This window comes from Acidovorax sp. LjRoot38 (assembly GCF_964252975.1).
Lineage (GTDB): Bacteria > Pseudomonadota > Gammaproteobacteria > Burkholderiales > Burkholderiaceae_C > Acidovorax > Acidovorax facilis.
Genome location: NZ_CAXUPT020000004.1, coordinates 145,178 through 163,686 on the forward strand (window position 1 = coordinate 145,178; position 18,509 = coordinate 163,686).

Genomic DNA, 18,509 nt, shown 5'->3' on the forward strand with positions numbered 1-18,509 from the left:
CAATTTATAATTTCATTCACTTTCTTGGAAAGTCGCGCAAGGTATTGATCTTGCGCGACTTTTTTTGATTCTGTACACTGCTCAACACTTATTACCGTTTGGAGCACTTTGATGCACCATCGCCACCGCGCCGCAGTGACCCGTTTTTTCCATGTTTTGGGCTTTGTCGTCGTCAGTACGGCGCTGGTTGTGCCGATTGCGCACTCAGGTGAGCGCTCCAAGGCGCCTGCCAAAAAGCAGCAAGTCAGTTCGGCCAATGCCAAGCGCGCTGCTCCGGCCCGCAAGGTCGCTACCAATACCCGGGCCGTGCGTGTCACGGCCAAGACCGCCAAGGCGCCGACCCGTGTGGCCTTTGTGCCTGCCAAGCAGTCGTTCGGGCAAATGGCGGGGCTGCATGAGGTGAGTGATCCGCTGGACCTGAAGTCCAGCGTCGCACTCGTCATCGACCAGGACACGCATGAAGTCCTGCTCAGCAAGAATGATCAGGCCGTGCTTCCCATTGCGTCCCTGACCAAGCTCATGACGGGCTTGCTGATTTCCCAGGCCAAGCTGCCGATGGATGAGCCCATTACGATCACCCAGGATGACGTTGACACCGAAAAAGGCAGCCGCTCGCGCCTGACCGTGGGCTCTACGTTGACCCGGGGCGAGATGCTGCACCTGGCGCTAATGTCCAGCGAGAACCGCGCAGCGCATGCGCTGGGTCGTACGTACCCTGGTGGCCTCGAAGCGTTTGTTGTACAGATGAATGTCAAGGCCCGCCTGCTCGGCATGACCGATACCCGTTATGTAGAGCCAACTGGCCTTTCCAGCCGCAACCAGTCCAGCGCACGTGACCTGGCTACCCTGGTGAATGTGGCGCATGGTGATCCCCTGCTGCGCGAACTGTCCACCTCTCCGGGATATGAGGTGGCAGTGGGCCCCAAAACATTGCAGTACAACAACACCAATGGGCTGGTAAAAAACCCCACTTGGGACATTGGTCTCCAGAAAACCGGCTACATCTCGGAAGCAGGGCGCTGCCTGGTGATGCAAACCCAGATCGCCGGGCGCAAGCTCATCATGGTGTTTCTGGATTCGGCGGGCAAATTCAGCCGCCTGGGTGATGCTGAGCGTGTGCGCCATTGGGTGGAGTCGATGCCGTCATTGACGGCGCCTTTGCAGGCCCGTGCAGGGTCCAATGGGTGAGGCAGTTAATCCTGTCGCTTGTACATCCATCCCTTGTGCGCCAAGCATTTGGTGCTGGTAGCGTCGGCGGGATTTCGTGCCGACTGCCTTGTGCCCTGATTTGATGGATCCACCGGCCGACCGGGCATCACTGCCCGCGTCGGTTTTTTTTCAAGGATCAGGCCCGGCTGCGGCTGCGGTAGCTGTTGTGTCCCGAGGCTCAGCGAAGTCCCGGACGCAAACCCGCATCACCGGATGCTGACGCTTCCATGCTGGGTGTGTGACCCAGAGCCAGAGAAATCTCGTTGGCCGTGGCTTGGAGCTTGGGAAGCCATCCTTCGTCCAGTCGATCAGCGGGTGCTGATATGGACAGTCCGGCTACCAGCTTGCCTTGGTCATCGTAGACGCCAGCGGCCATGCAGCGCACGCCCAGTTCCAGCTCTTCGTTGTCGCGGGCAATACCGTACTGGCGTGCTTTGGCGAGTTCGCGCTCCAGGATGGGCAATTGGGTGATGCTGTTGCGGGTGTGTCCGGCCAGACCGGTTCGGGTGGCATAGGCCCGCACGCGCTGGGGGTCGTCCAGGGCCAGAAATAGCTTGCCTGTGGAGGTAAGGTGCAGAGGGGCCCGTCCGCCAATGGCGCGCACCACCTGCATGCCGGAGCGTTCACTGTAGGCACGTTCGACATACACAATCTCGTCGCCCTGGCGCATGCTCAGATTGACGGGCTGCTGGATCAGCTTGTGAAGATTGCGCATCGGGGTCAGGGCGGCATCGCGCACGCTCAGGCGCGCTTTTACGAGGTTGCCCAATTCCAGCAGGCGCATGCCCAGTCGATAGCTGCCCGATTCTGGCCGATCCACGAAACGGCCAATCGTGAGGTCGTTCAGGATGCGGTGCGTGGTGGACGGGTGCAGCCCTGTTTTCTCGCTGATTTCCTTGAGAGATATCGCCTCTTCGCGTGACGCCAGAACATCGATCAGCGTAAACATGCGTTCAAGCACCTGAACGCTGGGTTTGACGGGGATGCTGGGATCGTTTTTTTTCATGGACGGCGATGCAGTGACGGCCGCAGCATTTTATCTTGTGAAATGCGAGCCTGCATTCACGCGCTCTGATTCGGGCCCAGGCTGGCGCGATGCCATTGGCCATCGGTCCGGATCTCATGGGGGTGAAAGCGCGCCTTGTAGTTCATCTTGGGGCTGGCCTCGATCCAGTAGCCCAGGTACACATGGGGCAACTCCAGGGAGCGTGCCTGGGCAATCTGCCACATCACGTTGTAGGTGCCGTAGCTGCAATGTGGCTCGGGTTCGTAGAAGGTATAGACCGCAGAAAGCCCGTCGTCGAGCACGTCCAGGATGGACACCATCTTGAGCGCGCCGGGCTCTCCTGTTGTGTCATCTGTTTCGCGGAACTCCACCAGACGTGAATTCACCCGGCTTTGCAGCAGAAACTGCGTGTATTGGTCGATGCTGTCATGGTCCATACCGCCGCCCGCATGGCGGCCGTTCTGGTAGCGCAGGTACAGCTGATAGTGCTCGGGTACAAAACACAGGCGCAATACCCGCGCCTGCAGGTTGCCGTGCCGCACGGTAGCGCGCCGCTGGCTCCGATCCGGCTGAAACTCGTTCACCAGCACGCGTAAGGGGGTGCAGGCCTGGCAGCCATCGCAATAGGGGCGGTAAGTGAACATGCCACTGCGGCGAAACCCCTTGGCCACAAGATCGGAATACACATCGCTCTGGATCAGGTGGCTGGGCGTGGCGACCTGCGACCGTGCCTGCCTGTCCGGCAGATAACTGCAGGGGTAAGGGGCTGTCGCGTAGAACTGCAGGGTCTGCAGTGGTAGGTCATTGAGTTGCGTCATGCCGTGGGCGCCGTGAAGGGCAGCAGCTCGTTCCAGTATACGGGTTCAAAAGACCACGAGAGGGCGGGCTGGTCCAGTGCGTTTTGTATGTGAGAAAGGAACTGGGCTCGCGAGATTTCGTGGGCTCCCAATGAGGCCAGGTGCCGGGTGTTCTGTTGGCAATCAATCATTGCCACACCCTGGCGGCGGCACAAGGCCACCAGGGCTGCAAGCGCGATTTTCGATGCATCGGTAGCGTGGGCGAACATCGACTCACCGAACACTGCCTGCCCCAGTGCGACGCAATACAAGCCGCCTGCCAGTTTTCCATCGATCCAGGTTTCAACGCTATGAGCACTGCCCGCTGCATGGAGGCGGGTGTAGGCTTCAACCATCTCGGGCACGATCCAGGTGCCCGCCTGCCCGTCGCGCTCCTTGCTGGCGCAGGCTGTGATCACGTCCAGGAAGTTGTGGTCTATGCGGATCTCGCAGGCTGTATTTGCTCGGAATGTCTGCAGGGTCCTGCGAAGCGAGCGATGGAGTCGGAAGTTCGCCACGGGCAAGACCATGCGTGGATCGGGAGCCCACCACAAGATGGGTTGCCCCGGGCCGTACCAGGGGAACGTGCCCTGGGCATACGCCGCTCGCAGATGCGCTACATCCAGCGTGCCACCGGCAGCCAGGAGTCCGGGGGCGGGGTCGTCGGGTCCCCATGCTTTCGCAGGGTCGGGTAGCGGATCTTCAAGCTCCAGCCAAGGCAGTTGCGGGGGCATGGGGTTGCAATACAAATAGGACTTGCGCAAATCGGCGTGCAACGGCCGCCTCGCATTGGGATGAGCCGCTTGGCTGGGCCAGTTTTGTGCAAGTCATGACAAAGAACTGTATTGTCAGGCAGGCACAGGGGTGGTGGATTTTCTTGAGGCGTGTGAATGAAAAAGCCCACCATGCGTGAACATGGCGGGCTTCTTGGCTGGCTCCTCGACCTGGGCTCGAACCAGGGACCTACGGATTAACAGTCCGGCGCTCTACCGACTGAGCTATCGAGGAATGATCGGTATGTAAAAGGCCCCGCGTACACATGCAGGGCCTGCAAAATTCTTGGCTCCTCGACCTGGGCTCGAACCAGGGACCTACGGATTAACAGTCCGGCGCTCTACCGACTGAGCTATCGAGGAACAAGACTTAGATTATATACATAAAAATTGGGGCTCCGAAGATTTGACGGCGGGTTCTTGCGTGGTGTTGCGGTCGCGTGCCGAGGTGTGCGAATGACGGCCAACTTTCACTACTCCGGTGAGGGGAAGGGCGGGCTTCAGGGCTCGGGGCGGTGCCACAGCCAGGCTGCCACGCAAACCATGGAGGTGATGGCGATACCCACCACCCACGGCCGAGTGCCCGTGGCGAACAGCACGATGCCGCTCAGCGCCATGAGCAGTGTGGCGCTCCACTTGGCCCGTCGGCTGACCTTGCCGCCCTGGGCCCAGTTGCGAAGCAGGGGGCCGAACAAGCGGTGGTTCCATAGCCAGCGGTAAAGCCGTGGCGAGCTGCGGGCTGCGGCCCAGGCCGCCATGAGGATGAACACCGTGGTCGGCAGTCCGGGAACGATCACACCGATGATGCCCATGACGAGGCACAGCACGGCAAATGCGAGCAGCAGCCAGCGCACGGGCCAGGGCAGGGTGCGCAGTGGCGGCGCGGCGTCTTCGTGGGACTCGGTGGGGGGCTGGGGCATGTCCGTTATTGTGAATGCCCCGGCGGCAGCACCGGGGCGTGCGCACGCGCTATGCTGCCGCAGCAGCGCATGTGCCGCTTTTCTCTTGACCTGAATGCACCGTCGATGACCATCCACACCATCCTGAAGATGGGCGATCCGCGCCTGCTGCGTGTTGCCCAGCCTGTCACTGAATTCGATACCGATGCGCTTCACCTTCTGGTGCGCGACATGTTCGAGACCATGCAGTCTGTCAATGGCGCGGGGCTTGCGGCGCCGCAGATCGGCGTGGATCTGCAGCTCGTGATTTTTGGATCTGGCGAGCGCAATCCACGCTACCCGGACCGGCCCGTGGTCCCTCCCACCGTCTTGCTCAACCCGGTCATCATGCCCCTTGGTGATGAGGAGGATGAGGACTGGGAAGGTTGCCTTTCGGTGCCAGGGTTGCGCGGCAAGGTGCCCCGCTGGTCGCGCATTCGCTATACCGGGTTTGATCCGTATGGCGACCCGATCGACCGCACGGTGGAAGGGTTTCATGCCCGGGTGGTGCAGCACGAATGCGACCACCTCATCGGCAAGCTCTACCCCATGCGGGTGCGCGATTTCACGCAGTTCGGCTTTACCGAAGTGCTGTTCCCGGAGATCAGCGCCAACGAGGACGACTGATGCCTCCGCTTGACAGGCACACATCTGTCCCCGGTGTACCCGCACCGGGATAGATATTGCTGTGGGTGAGGGCTTCGTACGCGTGGTTGCTGAAGCTGATCAAGGTGCCATATGTCAAAAAAGGCCGCTAGCGCCTTCTGGTAAGGCTCTGGTTGCTATTAAAAAGGTAGCATTTTGTCGAGCGTGGCTCACGCGGACAGTTCGCGCAGCAGCTCGGTCTCGATCTCGATCTGGCGGGCGTTGTTCTGCAGCTCGGGGCCCTGGATCAGGAAGGTGTCTTCCACCCGCTCCCCCAAGGTGCTGACCTTGGCCAGTTGCACGCTCAGGTGGTGCTGCGCCAGGATACGGGCCACTAGGTAGAGCAGGCCCGCCCGGTCGCTGGCCGAGATGGCCAGCAGCCAGCGCTGGGCCTTTTCGTCGGGTCGCAGGGTGACGCGCGGCGCCACCGGAAAACTCTTGACCCGGCGCGAGACCCGCTTGCGGGCGGGCTCGGGCAGCGGGCCACCGGCCTCGATCACACGCACCAGATCGCTTTCGACCATGTGCGTCAGCTCCCGGTAGTGCCCCGGCTGCGATGAGGCCACCACCTGGAAGGTGTCGAGGGCATAGCCGTTGTTCGCGGTGTGCACGCGGGCATCCAGGATGGAAAACCCTGCGCGGTCGAAATATCCGCAGATGCGCGCAAACAGATCGGCCTGGTCGGCCGCATACACCATCACCTGCAGCCCGTCGCCTGCCAGCGACTGGCGCGCGCGCACCACAGGCTTTGCCGTGCCGACATGGCGCGACAGGTGGCGCGTGTGCCAGGCGATGTCGGCAGCCTCGTGCCGCATGAAATAGCTCACGTCCAGTGTGGCCCACAGGGCCTTGTGTGCCTCGAAGGGCAGGGCGCTCAGGGCCAGCAGCACCAGCGCCTCGCGCTTGCGGGCCTCGATTTCGGCGGCAGCGTCGGGCGCCCGGCCGCCCAGGGTGCGCAGCGTGGCGCGGTACAGGTCTTCCAGCAGTTTGCCCTTCCACGCATTCCACACCTTGGGACTGGTGCCACGGATGTCGGCCACGGTGAGCAGATACAGCGCGGTGAGATAGCGTTCGTTGCCCACGCGCTGCGCGAACGCGGCGATCACGTCGGGATCGCTCAGGTCTTCCTTTTGGGCGATGCGGCTCATCGACAGGTGTTCACTGACCAGGAATTCGACGAGTTTTGCGTCCTCGCGGGCGACGCCGTGTTGGCGGCAAAAGCGCCGGACTTCCACGGCGCCGATCTGCGAGTGGTCGCCCCCGCGGCCTTTGCCAATGTCGTGGAAAAGTGCGGCGATGTACAGGATCCACGGCTTGTCCCAGCCGCCGGCCAGCTGCGAGCAAAAGGGATACTCGTGCGCATGCTCGGCCATGAAGAAGCGCCGCACATTGCGCAACACCATCAGGATGTGCTGGTCCACCGTGTACACGTGGAACAGGTCATGCTGCATTTGACCGACGATGCCGCGAAACGCCCACAGGTAGCGGCCCAGCACCGAGGTCTGGTTCATCAGCCGCATGGCATGCGTAATGCCCGACGGCTGCTGCAGGATGCGCATGAAGTTGTCGCGGTTGACCGGGTCGCGGCGGAAAGCGCCGTCCATCACGCCGCGTGCGTTGTACAGCGCACGCAAGGTGCGGGCTGACAGATCTTTCAGGCCCACCGTGGTCTGGTAGAGCAAAAAGGTTTCGAGGATGGCGTGTGGGTCGCGCGTGTAAAGGTCATCGCTGGCCACCTCGATGAGCCCAGCCTTTTCGAAGAAGCGCTCGTTGATGGGGCGCGGCTCGTGCGTCGAGGGATTCAGGCGCTCTTCGATGTTCAGCAGCAGGATCTGGCTGAGCTGCGATACAGCCTTGGCCGCCCAGTAGTAGCGCCGCATGAGGCTCTCGCTGGCGCGCATGGGCAGCCGCGATCCGTCGGGCGCCTGTGAGCGGTAGCCAAACGACTCGGCCACGGCGGTCTGCAGGTCAAACACCAACCGGTCTTCATGCCGCCCAGCGGCGGCATGCAGGCGCGCACGGATGAGGCACAGCACCGCCTCGTTGCGCTCGATCTGGCGCACCTCGAACGCGGTGGCCATGCCGCTGGCGGCCAGCTCTTTCCAGTTGCGGCCCAGCCCCGCGGCCTGGGAGACCCACAAGATCATCTGCAGGTCGCGCAGCCCGCCAGGAGACTCCTTGCAGTTGGGTTCCAGCGAATAGGGCGTGTTCTCGTACTTGTTGTGGCGCTGGCGCATCTCCAGTGTCTTGGCCACCAGAAACGCCTGGGGATTCATCTGCGTGCGGTACTGCCGCTGGAAGTCCTCAAACAGCGCTGCGTTACCGCACACGAGGCGTGATTCAAGTAGGGAGGTCTGCACGGTGACATCGCCCGCACTTTCGGCCAGGCATTCGGCTACCGTGCGCACGCTGGAGCCAATCTCCAGCCCCGCATCCCAGCAGCTGCCGATGAAACCTTCGAGCTGGGTGCGCAGTGCGCTGCCCGCCTCGGGCGCCGCACCATCGGGCATCAGCAGCAGTACATCCACATCCGAATAAGGAAAGAGCTGGTCGCGCCCGAAACCGCCCACCGCCACCAGGGCCATGTCGGCAGGCAGTTCGGCGCGCTGCCACAGCGTTTGCAGCAGGTTGCCTGCCAGGGTGGACAGCTTGCGCAGCAGCACCCGGATGCCGCGTGTCGAGGCCCCCGTCGCTTTCATGGCGGCCAGCAGCGCCGCTTTGTCGCTGCGGTAGGCGTCCCGCAGGACGTGCACTTCAGGCAGGGCATGGATTTTGGTCATGGTCGTCGAAGGTCGCGCTGAAGAAGGGCCATGCAAAAAGCCATGCAAGAGTTGTGCGAGCCGGCTGGCAGAGGCCGGCGAGCGGGTCAGGTCTTGGTCGCGGTCACAAACGCCGGGAGCGGCGGCGAGCCTGCCGACAGCGTCATGACTTCATAGCCTGTTTCGGTAACCAGCACCGTGTGCTCCCACTGGGCTGACAGGCTGTGGTCCTTGGTCACGATGGTCCAACCGTCGTTACCAAAGTCTTTTACCTCGCGGCGGCCTGCGTTGATCATGGGCTCGATGGTGAACACCATGCCGGGCACCAGTTCTTCGAGCGTGCCGGGGCGGCCGTAGTGCAATACCTGGGGCTCTTCGTGGAATTTTTTGCCAATGCCATGGCCGCAGAACTCGCGCACGATGGAAAAGCCCTGGCCTTCGGCAAACTTCTGGATGGCGTGGCCGATGTCGCCCAGATGCGCGCCGGGCTTGACCTGCACGATGCCGTGCCACATGGCATCAAACGTGATGGCCGACAGCCGCTTGGCGGCGATCGAGCATTCGCCGATCAGGTACATGCGGCTGTTGTCGCCATACCAGCCGTCCTTGGTGATCACAGTCACGTCCACATTGACGATGTCACCCTTCTTCAAAGGCTTGTCGTTGGGGATGCCGTGGCACACCACATGGTTGACCGAGGTGCACAGCGAGGCCGGGTAGGGTGGATAACCCGGTGGCTGGTAGCCCACGGTGGCCGAGATGGTGCCCTGCTGGGCCATGCATTCTGCGCCCAGGCGGTCGATCTCTTTGGTGGTGATGCCGGGCTTGATGTGGGGGGCGATGTAGTCCAGTACTTCGGAGGCCAGACGGCAGGCCAGGCGCATGCCCTCGATGTCCTCAGCGCTTTTGATGGTGATGCTCATCCCCGGATTATCCCATTGGCCCCCGCGCCACGCAGGCGGTGCGGCCATGCCCGGTAAAATAGCGGGCTCCGGTCCTGGCTGCACGCTGGCGCCCGGAGCCACCCTCTACCCCTGACACCCCCCAACAGGCCGCTACCGTGACCTTGCACATGACCACGCTGGCGGGCGGCAACGCCCTCAGCTCCTTCCGCGCCCAGCAACTTCAACCCGCCCTGGAGGCGATCCACCCCAAGATCAGCGGCATTGCAGCGCGTTTTGTGCACCTGGTCGCTACCGACGCGGCCCCTACACCCACTGAGCAAGATCGCCTGGCCGCGCTGTTGACCTACGGCGACCCTTATGCGGGCCCCGAAGACGGCGCCGTGCTCATCGTCACGCCCCGCCTGGGCACGCTCTCGCCCTGGGCCTCCAAGGCCACCGACATTGCCCGCAACTGCGGCATCGCCATCCGCCGGGTCGAGCGCATCACCGAGTACCGCATCAGCCTCAAATCCGGTCTGCTGGGCAAAACCCCTGAACTGACGGCCGAGCAGCTGGCCCAGGTGGCCGCCTTGCTGCACGACCGCATGACCGAATCGGTAGTGGCCGACCGCAGTGCCGCCGCCGCGCTGTTCACCGAGCTGCAGCCCGCGCCCATGGAGCATGTGGATGTGCTGGCCGGCGGCCGCGCTGCCCTGGAGGCCGCCAACACCCGCTTTGGGCTGGCCCTGGCCGATGATGAAATCGACTACCTTGTGACCGCGTTTACGGGCCTCGCGCGCAACCCCACCGACGTGGAGTTGATGATGTTCGCGCAGGCCAACAGCGAACACTGCCGCCACAAGATCTTCAACGCGCAGTTCACCATCGACGGCGTGGCGCAGGACAAGAGCCTGTTCGGCATGATCCGCAACACGCACCAGCTGGCGCCCCAGCACACGGTGATCGCGTATTCGGACAACGCTTCGGTGATGGAAGGCCACCAGGTCGAGCGGTTTGTGGCAAAAATGGGATCTGGCGCTGATCCATCAAGCGCCAATAGCTATCAAAAGAGTAGCGTTACCCAGCATGTGCTGATGAAGGTGGAAACCCACAACCACCCCACGGCCATCTCGCCCTTCCCCGGCGCATCAACCGGCGCAGGCGGCGAGATCCGTGACGAAGGCGCCACCGGCCGCGGCTCCAAGCCCAAGGCGGGCCTCACGGGCTTCACGGTGTCCAAGCTCTGGGGCAGCACCGTGGGCAAGCCCGAGCACATTGCCAGCCCGTTGCAGATCATGGTCGAAGGCCCCCTGGGCGGCGCGGCGTTCAACAATGAATTCGGCCGGCCCAACCTGAACGGCTACTTCCGTGAGTACGAGCAAGAAGTCGGCGGCGTGCAGCGCGGCTACCACAAGCCCATCATGATCGCGGGCGGTGTGGGCGTGATCGATGCCGAGCTGACGAAGAAGATTGAGTTTCCCGCCGGTTCGCTGCTGATCCAGCTGGGCGGCCCCGGCATGCGCATCGGCATGGGCGGCAGCGCCGCCAGTTCCATGGCCACGGGCACCAACGCGGCCGAGCTGGACTTTGACTCGGTGCAGCGCGGCAACCCCGAGATCGAGCGCCGCGCGCAAGAGGTCATCAACCACTGCTGGGCGCAGGGCGCGGCCAACCCGATCCTCGCCATCCACGACGTGGGCGCAGGCGGCCTCTCGAATGCCTTTCCCGAGCTGACCAACGACGCAGGCCGTGGCGCACGCTTTGACTTGCGCGCGGTGCAGCTCGAAGAATCCGGCATGGCCCCCAAGGAAATCTGGAGCAATGAGAGCCAGGAGCGCTACGTGCTGGCCATCGCGCCCGAGTCGCTGGCGCAATTCCAGGCTTTCTGCGAACGCGAACGCTGCCCGTTTGCCGTGATCGGCACGGCCACCGAAGAGCGCCAGCTGGTGCTGCACGACCCTGCTGCTACGGCCGACGACCAGAAGCTGCCCGTGGACATGCCCATGAACGTGCTGCTGGGCAAGCCGCCCAAGATGCACCGCGATGTGAAGACCGTGGAGCGCCAGTTCGCACCGATGGACTTGACCGGCGTGCCGCTGCAAAAGGCCGTGATCGACGTGCTGGCCCACCCCACGGTCGCCTCCAAGCGCTTCCTCATCACCATTGGCGACCGCACCGTGGGTGGCCTGAGCCACCGCGACCAGATGGTCGGCCCCTGGCAGGTGCCCGTGGCCGATTGCGCCGTGACCCTGGCCGACTACAAGGGCTTTGCGGGCGAGGCCATGAGCATGGGCGAGCGCACGCCGCTGGCCGCCATCAACGCGCCCGCCTCGGGCCGCATGGCGGTGGCCGAAGCCATCACCAACCTGCTGGCCGCCCCCATCGAGCTGCCGCGCGTGAAGCTGTCGGCCAACTGGATGGCCGCGTGTGGCGAGCCCGGCGAAGACGCCGCGCTGTACGAAACCGTGAAGGCCGTGGGCATGGAGCTGTGCCCTGCGCTGGGCATCAGCATCCCCGTGGGCAAGGACAGCCTGTCCATGCGCACGCAGTGGAGCGAAGGTTCTGAGAAGAAGAAAGTTACCTCGCCCGTCAGCCTGATCGTGAGCGCATTTGCCTCGCTTGCCGACGTGCGCGGCACGCTCACGCCCCAGCTCAACGCCACCGAGACCGACACCACGCTGGTGCTGATCGACCTTGGCAAGGGCCAGAACCGCATGGGCGGCAGCATCCTGGGCCAGACGCTGGAGCAGAGCGGCGATGTGGTGCCCGATGTGGATGATCCGAAAGACTTGGTGAACCTCGTCAACGCCGTGAACGCACTGCGCGCCAAGGGCCAGATCCTGGCGTACCACGACCGCAGCGATGGCGGCCTGCTGGCGGCCGCCGCCGAAATGGCGTTTGCGGGCCATGTGGGCGTGGCGCTGAACGTGGATTTACTGGTCACTGAAGGCGACGGCATCAGCGACAGCCGCATGGACACGGGCGATGCCAAGAACTGGGCAGGCCAGGTGGGGGCTCGCCGTGAAGAGCTCACGCTGAAAGCCCTGTTCAACGAGGAACTGGGTGTGTTGCTGCAGGTGCGCACGGCCGAGCGCAACGACGTGATGCAGACCCTGCGCGAGCATGGCCTGTCCAAGTTCAGCCACTTCGTCGGCAAAACGCGTCCTGCATCGTCCGAGATCGACGCAGGCAAGGGCGAGCTGCAGGTCTGGCGCGATGCCAAGGCCGTATTCAGTGCGCCGCTGGCCGACCTGCACCAGGTGTGGGACGCGGTGAGCTGGAAGATTTGCCAGCAGCGCGACAACCCCGCCAATGCCGATGCCGAACACGCCGCAGCGGGCGAGCCCACCGACCCCGGCATGCACGTGCACCTCACGTTCGACGCCACTGATAACGTGGCGGCGCCATACCTGAACCTCGCCAAACCCAAGGTCGCCATCCTGCGCGAGCAGGGTGTGAACTCGCACATCGAGATGGCCTACACGTTCACGGAAGCAGGCTTTGAGGCCTACGACGTGCACATGACCGACCTGCAGACTGGCCGCGTCAAGCTCGAAGACTTCAAGGGCGTGGTGGCCTGCGGCGGCTTCAGCTATGGCGACACCTTGGGCGCGGGCATCGGCTGGGCGCGGTCCATCACCTTCAACCCCGTGCTGGCCGCGCAGTTCCAGGGCTTCTTTGGCCGCCCCGATACGTTTGGCCTGGGCGTTTGCAACGGCTGCCAGATGTTTGCCGAGCTGGCCGACATCATCCCCGGCGCGCAGGACTGGCCACGCTTCACCACCAACCAGAGCGAGCGTTTCGAAGCCCGCCTTTCGCTGGTGGAAGTGCTCGAATCACCCAGCCTGTTCCTGCAGGGCATGGCCGGCAGCCGACTGCCGATTGCTGTGGCGCATGGCGAGGGTTATGCCAACTTCAAGTACCGGGGCAACGCCGACAAGGCCATTGCCGCCATGCGCTACGTGGACAACCATGGGCGCGCGACGGAGCAGTACCCCTTCAACCCCAACGGCAGCGCAGGCGGCCTGACGGCGGTGACCACGGCCGACGGCCGCTTCACGGCCATGATGCCGCACCCCGAGCGCGTGTTCCGCAACGTGCAGATGAGCTGGACAAGTGAAGACAAGGCGCAGTACAGCGGCTGGATGCGCATTTGGCGCAACGCGCGCAAGTGGGTAGGCTGACCCAGCGCTGATCAACTGCACCGCTGCGGCGGTTGTTGCCAAAAGGCTGGCCCCTCATGGGGTCGGCCTTTTGTTCGTGGAGCCAACCATTGAGAAATGTGTGCGGCGCGGGTGAAAGGCGGCAAGCCAAGGGCTGCTCCGCAACGAGAGCCTGGCCCCCTCGGGTGAGGGTGCTCCCTGCGGCTCAGGGGCTTATCCCATCTTGCGTTGGTAGATCAGCAGGCGGCCCTTGTAGGCCGGGCGGTCTTCCAGGGCCGGGTGATCCAGGCGCTCTTCCACCACTTCAAACCGGTGCACTGCCATCTGCTTGTGGAAGGTAGAGCGGTTGCCCCGGTTCGGGTCCACGATCCAGATCTGCGCGCCTTGGCCGGCATGGCGGTCCAGAAAACTGGCCAGCGAGGCGCGGGCGTCGCGTTCATACAGCACATCGCTGCCCATGATGAGGTCGAACTGACCTTGTACCGCGCCTGTTCCCGCGGCGGCGTCCGCGCCCCACTGGCCCGTGCGGTATTTGAGGGGCGGCAGGCCGTTGAGCCGCAGGTTCTCCAGCAGAAACGTTGGTGCCAGCGGGTGGCAGTCGCTGGCGGTCACATCCATGCCGCGCCGGTGGCACACCAGGCTTGCCAGGCCCAGGCCACAGCCAATCTCCAGCACGCGCTCGCCGGTCAGCAAAGGGCGGCTGGCCATGCGTTGTGCCAACTGTGCCCCCGATGGCCAAAGCAGGCCGAACAGGGGCCACGCGGCCGACGATATGCCAAGCGCCTCGGCGGCTCCCAGTGGATCAGAGAACTGTTGCCTGTCGAGCAATGATCGAATGATCAGGTCGGCTGCGCCAGTGATGGCGATGTCTTCGTGTTTGGTGAGGTAGCCGGGCATGGCTTGGGCATGAAGCCCGAATAAGAGCACATGCTCCAGGACCCCAGAGGTGATGGGTGAGGGCGCGAGTATGCGCTTTGTGCGGGGCGGCATTCGCGCCATCCATCGCTGTGCTGAGCAAGGGGCGGCCCACCAGTGGGAAACAGGTCGTGCAAGGGCCGCCCAGATCGAGGGGTCTGTGCCGCGCGGCGCCGTTGGCCTGGGCGTTGCTATAGTCCGGCGCACGCATGGCGGCATGCCCGCCGATTTTGTACTGACTTATTTCAAGGATTCCCCATGGCCACTGGCAGCCTGCTTGCCCTGTTGGACGATATCGCCACCATCCTCGACGACGTGGCCCTCATGACCAAGGTGGCGGCCAAGAAGAGCGCTGCCATGGCCGATGACGTGTCGGTCATGACAAAGGTGGCCGCCCAGAAGACGGCCGGTGTGCTGGGGGATGACCTGGCACTCAATGCCCAGCAGGTCACCGGGGTGCGGGCCGAGCGCGAAATCCCTGTGGTGTGGGCCGTGGCCAAGGGCTCCATGATCAACAAGGTCATCCTGGTGCCTGCCGCGCTGCTGATCAGCGCGTTTGCGCCCTGGGCGGTCACGCCTTTGTTGATGGTGGGGGGCGCTTTTTTGTGTTTTGAGGGCTTTGAAAAAGTGGCGCACAAGCTGCTGCATGCCCAGCACCAGGATGAGGCCGAGCACGAAAGCCATGCCAAGGCCAATGCGAACCCGGCGGTGGACCTGGTAGCCTTTGAAAAGGACAAGATCAAGGGCGCGGTGCGCACCGACTTCATCCTGTCGGCTGAAATCATCGCGATCACGCTGGGCACCGTGGCCAATGCACCGTTTACCCAGCAGGTGGCCGTGCTGTCGGGCATCGCCATCATCATGACCATCGGTGTGTATGGCCTGGTAGCGGGCATCGTCAAGCTCGATGACCTGGGCCTGTGGCTCAACAACAAGGCCAGCAGCGCGGCCCGTGCCGTGGGGGCAGGCATCCTGCGCGCTGCTCCCTGGCTCATGAAGGGCCTGTCCATTGCTGGCACGGCGGCGATGTTTCTGGTGGGCGGTGGCATCCTGGTGCATGGCGTTCCGGTGCTGCACCATGCTGTAGAGGGCGTAGCTGCCGCAGCAGGCCAATGGCCGACGGGCGGGTTGTGGAAGGTGGTGGTGGAGAATCTGCTCAACGCGGTGGTGGGCATCGTGGCCGGGGGGCTGGTGCTGGCCGGTGTCACGCTGGTGCAGCGCCTGCGCGGCAAGTCCACAGCGTGAGAATGGGTATGCCTTGATCTAGGTCTAAGGGTTAGTACGGAGGTCTTGAGATAGGGCAAGGTCGGCGGGTGGATGCAGCGGTTCAATACATGCACGGGGGTCGTCCCCGTCCAACCGATGCGAAATCACCATGAAAAAAACTCTGCTGGCTGTAGCCGCTCTGTGTGTTCTGTCTTCTGGCGCTGCGCTGGCGCAACAAGCAGAAGGCCCCTGGATGGTCCGCGCGCGCGTTGTCAACCTTGACAGCGCCAACAAGGACAGCACACCGCTGGGCCTGACGGTCAACGACAAGACCATCCCTGAAGTAGACATCACCTACTTCTTCAATAAGAACATCGCCGCCGAGCTGATCCTCACCGTCCCCCAGAAACACACCCTGCGTGCGGGCGGCGCTGCCATCGGCACGCTCAAGCACCTGCCTCCCACGCTCACTGTGCAATACCACTTTGACGTAGCCGGCTTTAAGCCCTACGTGGGTGCGGGCCTGAACTACACGCGCTTCTCCGGCGTGCACCTGCCCGCTGGTGTGGACATTGACCGCAACAGCTTTGGCCCCGCCTTGCAAGCCGGTGTGGACATTCCGCTGTCCAAGAACCTGTACCTGAATTTCGACGTGAAGAAGGTCTACATCAAGACCGACGTGAGCGCAGGCGGTGCCAAGCTGGGCACCTTCAAGGTGGACCCCGTTCTGGTGGGCGTGGGTCTGGGCTGGCGCTTCTAAGGAGTCTGCGGTCAAGGCTGGCCCTGCATTCCTGGCAGCAAGAGTTCTCCAAGGTTAAAAGGGCTGGCGCCTGCGCCAGCCCTTTTTTTTAGGGGGTGCGGAAATGGCCTACACACAGCTGCAGGCGAGGCGACGCACAATGGCGTGAAGGGAGCGTGTGGGGCGTGCCGCCGTGCGTGCGCCCCAGGTGCCTCTGCTTTTTGACCACCCGGCGGCGCTGCCGCACCCAACGTCTCACTGACCCATGCTCCTGCCTCGCTACTCCGACATCACGCACGGGCTGACCCAGCGGCCCGCACGCATCTCCCCCAAGTATTTTTACGATCAGCACGGCTCGCAGCTGTTTGAGGCCATCACGCGCCTGCCGGAGTACTACCCCACGCGCACCGAGATGGCCCTGATGCAGACGCATGCGGACAGCATTGCAGGCACGGTGGGCCCGGGGCGTACCCTCATCGAACTGGGCGCAGGCAACTGCCAGAAGGCCCGCACCCTGTGCCGCCTGGTGCAGCCCGCGTGTTTTGTGGGTGTGGACATTTCAGCGGACTTTCTGGAACAGGCGGTGCAGGGGCTGCGCGACGATTTCCCCGCACTGGATGCCCGCGCACTGGCGGGCGACATGACCCTGGGGGTGGCACTGCCGGACGACATTCCCCGCACCGGCCGGCTGGTGTTCTACCCGGGCTCTTCCATCGGCAACTTCGATCCCCCGCACGCCCTGGAACTGCTGGGCCACATGCGCGAGCTTGTGGATGACGATGGCGGCCTGCTCATCGGCATCGATCTGCCCAAGGACGTGGCCGTGCTGGAGGCGGCCTACGACGATGCGGCGGGCGTGACGGCCGAGTTCAACCGCAACGTGCTGCGCCACGTGAACCGCCTGATCGGCAGCGACTTTGATGTGGGGCAGTGGCAGCACCGTGCGTTCTTTAACCCCGAGGCGTCGCGCATTGAAATGCACCTGGAGGCGGCATCCGATACCGAGGTGTGCTGGCCCGGCGGTGGCCGCAGGTTTGAGCAGGGCGAGCGCATTCACACCGAGAACAGCTACAAGTACCCCTTGCCCGTGTTCACCGACATGCTGGCCCGCGCTGGTTTTGCACAGGCCCAGGCGTGGACGGACGAGCGCGGCTGGTTTGCCGTGGTGCACGCGCGTCCCTGATCAGTGGCTGCAATGACCATGACATCCAACACACTGCAGTCCCGCTACACCGCCGTGCGCGGCCGCTCGGTGGCACTGGCGGCGCCCCTGTCGCCCGAGGACTGCAGCGCGCAGTCCATGCCGGACGCCAGCCCCACCAAATGGCACCTGGCGCACACCAGCTGGTTTTTTGAAACCTTCGTTCTCGAAGCGCACGAACCCGGGTTTGCGCCGTTTGCGCCCGCGTTCCGGGTGCTTTTCAACTCTTACTACAACGGTGTGGGGGCCAAGCACCCGCGCCCGCAGAGGGGGCTGCTGACGCGCCCCGCGCTCCATGAAGTGCTGGCCTACCGGGCCGATGTGGATGCCCGCATGGCGCGCCTGTTGTCGACCGTGGCGCACGATGCCGCTTTGTGCGCATTGATCGAACTGGGCTTGCAGCACGAGCAGCAGCACCAGGAGTTGATGCTCACCGACATACAGCACCTGCTGTCGTGCAACCCGCTGTTCCCTGTCTATGCGGCGGCTTGCGATGTGGTGCCACCGCCCGCGGCTGCAACTTTGACGTGGCATTCTTTCGATGGAGGGCTCATCGAAATCGGCCATAAAGGCGAAGGCTTTGCGTTTGACAACGAAGGCCCACGCCATCGCACGTACCTGCACCCTTACGCACTGGCCTCGCGCCTTGTTACCCAGGCTGAATTTGCGGCCTTTGTGGAGGGCGGGGGCTACCAGAACCCCATGCTCTGGCTGGCGGAAGGTTGGGATTGGCGGGCAGCACAGGGTCTGAATCACCCGCTGTATTGGCACCGCGTGGAAGGCGAGTGGTACTGCTTCACGTTGGCCGGCCTGCAGCCGCTGGAGGGCGACCAACCGGTGGTGCATCTGTCGTACTACGAGGCTGATGCCTACGCGCGCTGGGCGGGAGCCCGCCTGCCCACCGAGGCCGAATGGGAGCACGCGGCCGCGAAGGATGCCGACCCCGTGGCGCAGCTTTTTGGCGTCGCCTGGCAATGGACACAGTCGAGCTACGCCCCGTATCCCGGCTTTCAGGTGGCGGCAGGTGCCGTGGGCGAATACAACGGCAAGTTCATGGTGAATCAGTACGTGCTGCGGGGCTCGTCCTGCGCTACGCCACCGGGGCATGAGCGGCTGACCTACCGCAACTTCTTCCCGGCCACCGCGCGCTGGCAGTTCACGGGCATTCGGCTGGCGCGCGACCTGGGTTGATACTGGGCTCTGCCGTCCCGAAGGCTGCTGTAGACAGCGGCGAA

The 18,509-nt window shown here is 63.7% G+C and carries 14 protein-coding genes and 2 tRNA genes; 7 read left to right on the plus strand and 9 right to left on the minus strand.

What is annotated here, in order from left to right:
- The first annotated feature begins 111 nt into the window (after positions 1–111).
- Entirely contained in the window at positions 112–1,188 is a 1,077-nt protein-coding gene (gene pbpG, locus ACSQ22_RS08435; protein ID WP_436130029.1) for a D-alanyl-D-alanine endopeptidase, read from the plus strand.
- Between the two features lie 199 nt (positions 1,189–1,387).
- Here pbpG and ACSQ22_RS08440 read toward each other — a convergent pair whose 3' ends face one another.
- From ACSQ22_RS08440 to ACSQ22_RS08465, 6 genes are all read right to left on the minus strand, one after another.
- The gene (locus ACSQ22_RS08440; protein WP_055393786.1) at positions 1,388–2,215 is read right to left on the minus strand and encodes an IclR family transcriptional regulator; all 828 of its coding nucleotides are present in this window, start codon (positions 2,213–2,215) and stop codon (positions 1,388–1,390) included.
- 56 nt (positions 2,216–2,271) lie between these two features.
- Positions 2,272–3,033 carry an arginyltransferase gene (locus ACSQ22_RS08445; protein ID WP_436130030.1) on the minus strand — a complete coding sequence of 254 codons (762 nt, stop codon included), beginning with the start codon at positions 3,031–3,033 and terminating at the stop codon, positions 2,272–2,274.
- A complete protein-coding gene (aat, locus tag ACSQ22_RS08450) occupies positions 3,030–3,785 on the minus strand; it encodes a leucyl/phenylalanyl-tRNA--protein transferase (RefSeq protein ID WP_436130031.1) in 756 nt (251 codons plus the stop codon). Before aat ends, ACSQ22_RS08445 begins: the two co-directional genes overlap by 4 nt.
- A 198-nt stretch (positions 3,786–3,983) precedes the next feature.
- Positions 3,984–4,059, minus strand: a tRNA-Asn gene (locus tag ACSQ22_RS08455).
- A 52-nt stretch (positions 4,060–4,111) separates the two neighbouring features.
- Positions 4,112–4,187: transfer RNA gene (locus ACSQ22_RS08460), tRNA-Asn, on the minus strand.
- Between the two features lie 137 nt (positions 4,188–4,324).
- Positions 4,325–4,744: a YbaN family protein gene (locus ACSQ22_RS08465; protein ID WP_055393793.1), complete on the minus strand. Its 420-nt coding sequence runs from the start codon at positions 4,742–4,744 to the stop codon at positions 4,325–4,327.
- Between the two features lie 105 nt (positions 4,745–4,849).
- Between ACSQ22_RS08465 and def the strand changes: the two genes are divergently transcribed.
- Positions 4,850–5,389 carry a peptide deformylase gene (gene def, locus ACSQ22_RS08470; RefSeq protein ID WP_218299770.1) on the plus strand — a complete coding sequence of 180 codons (540 nt, stop codon included), beginning with the start codon at positions 4,850–4,852 and terminating at the stop codon, positions 5,387–5,389.
- Positions 5,390–5,577: 188 nt separating this feature from the next.
- Here def and ACSQ22_RS08475 read toward each other — a convergent pair whose 3' ends face one another.
- Positions 5,578–8,187, minus strand: a complete 2,610-nt coding sequence (locus ACSQ22_RS08475; protein ID WP_436130032.1) for a [protein-PII] uridylyltransferase — start codon at positions 8,185–8,187, stop codon at positions 5,578–5,580.
- A gap of 86 nt (positions 8,188–8,273) precedes the next feature.
- Positions 8,274–9,089, minus strand: a complete 816-nt coding sequence (map, locus tag ACSQ22_RS08480) for a type I methionyl aminopeptidase (protein WP_055393799.1) — start codon at positions 9,087–9,089, stop codon at positions 8,274–8,276.
- 137 nt (positions 9,090–9,226) lie between these two features.
- Between map and purL the strand changes: the two genes are divergently transcribed.
- Complete coding sequence (purL, locus tag ACSQ22_RS08485; RefSeq protein ID WP_436130033.1) at positions 9,227–13,234, plus strand: phosphoribosylformylglycinamidine synthase; 4,008 nt, start codon at positions 9,227–9,229, stop codon at positions 13,232–13,234.
- A 192-nt stretch (positions 13,235–13,426) separates the two neighbouring features.
- Here the strand turns inward: purL and ACSQ22_RS08490 are convergent, their stop codons facing one another.
- The gene (locus ACSQ22_RS08490; RefSeq protein ID WP_121419814.1) at positions 13,427–14,110 is read right to left on the minus strand and encodes a class I SAM-dependent methyltransferase; all 684 of its coding nucleotides are present in this window, start codon (positions 14,108–14,110) and stop codon (positions 13,427–13,429) included.
- 276 nt (positions 14,111–14,386) lie between these two features.
- On the opposite strand from ACSQ22_RS08490, the gene ACSQ22_RS08495 reads away from it, so the two are divergent.
- The 4 genes from ACSQ22_RS08495 to egtB all read left to right on the plus strand — a co-directional run bounded on the left by ACSQ22_RS08495 (position 14,387) and on the right by egtB (position 18,465).
- Positions 14,387–15,373, plus strand: a complete 987-nt coding sequence (locus ACSQ22_RS08495) for a DUF808 domain-containing protein (RefSeq protein WP_436130034.1) — start codon at positions 14,387–14,389, stop codon at positions 15,371–15,373.
- 130 nt (positions 15,374–15,503) lie between these two features.
- The gene (locus ACSQ22_RS08500) at positions 15,504–16,094 is read left to right on the plus strand and encodes an OmpW/AlkL family protein (RefSeq protein WP_055393808.1); all 591 of its coding nucleotides are present in this window, start codon (positions 15,504–15,506) and stop codon (positions 16,092–16,094) included.
- Between the two features lie 244 nt (positions 16,095–16,338).
- Complete coding sequence (egtD, locus tag ACSQ22_RS08505) at positions 16,339–17,256, plus strand: L-histidine N(alpha)-methyltransferase (RefSeq protein WP_121506709.1); 918 nt, start codon at positions 16,339–16,341, stop codon at positions 17,254–17,256.
- Positions 17,257–17,268: 12 nt separating this feature from the next.
- A complete protein-coding gene (gene egtB, locus ACSQ22_RS08510; protein WP_436130035.1) occupies positions 17,269–18,465 on the plus strand; it encodes an ergothioneine biosynthesis protein EgtB in 1,197 nt (398 codons plus the stop codon).
- Positions 18,466–18,509: the final 44 nt, after the last annotated feature.

Excerpts from the sequence above, each read along its gene's own strand:
- ACSQ22_RS08500 (WP_055393808.1), top strand. The coding sequence starts at position 15,504 with ATGAAAAAAACTCTGCTGGCTGTAGCCGCTCTGTGTGTTCTGTCTTCT.
- ACSQ22_RS08490 (WP_121419814.1), bottom strand. The coding sequence starts at position 14,110 with ATGCCCGGCTACCTCACCAAACACGAAGACATCGCCATCACTGGCGCA.
- ACSQ22_RS08475 (WP_436130032.1), bottom strand. The coding sequence starts at position 8,187 with ATGACCAAAATCCATGCCCTGCCTGAAGTGCACGTCCTGCGGGACGCC.
- aat (WP_436130031.1), bottom strand. The coding sequence starts at position 3,785 with ATGCCCCCGCAACTGCCTTGGCTGGAGCTTGAAGATCCGCTACCCGAC.
- ACSQ22_RS08495 (WP_436130034.1), top strand. The coding sequence starts at position 14,387 with ATGGCCACTGGCAGCCTGCTTGCCCTGTTGGACGATATCGCCACCATC.
- ACSQ22_RS08465 (WP_055393793.1), bottom strand. The coding sequence starts at position 4,744 with ATGCCCCAGCCCCCCACCGAGTCCCACGAAGACGCCGCGCCGCCACTG.
- egtD (WP_121506709.1), top strand. The coding sequence starts at position 16,339 with ATGCTCCTGCCTCGCTACTCCGACATCACGCACGGGCTGACCCAGCGG.
- egtB (WP_436130035.1), top strand. The coding sequence starts at position 17,269 with ATGACCATGACATCCAACACACTGCAGTCCCGCTACACCGCCGTGCGC.
- map (WP_055393799.1), bottom strand. The coding sequence starts at position 9,089 with ATGAGCATCACCATCAAAAGCGCTGAGGACATCGAGGGCATGCGCCTG.
- ACSQ22_RS08445 (WP_436130030.1), bottom strand. The coding sequence starts at position 3,033 with ATGACGCAACTCAATGACCTACCACTGCAGACCCTGCAGTTCTACGCG.
- pbpG (WP_436130029.1), top strand. The coding sequence starts at position 112 with ATGCACCATCGCCACCGCGCCGCAGTGACCCGTTTTTTCCATGTTTTG.
- def (WP_218299770.1), top strand. The coding sequence starts at position 4,850 with ATGACCATCCACACCATCCTGAAGATGGGCGATCCGCGCCTGCTGCGT.
- ACSQ22_RS08440 (WP_055393786.1), bottom strand. The coding sequence starts at position 2,215 with ATGAAAAAAAACGATCCCAGCATCCCCGTCAAACCCAGCGTTCAGGTG.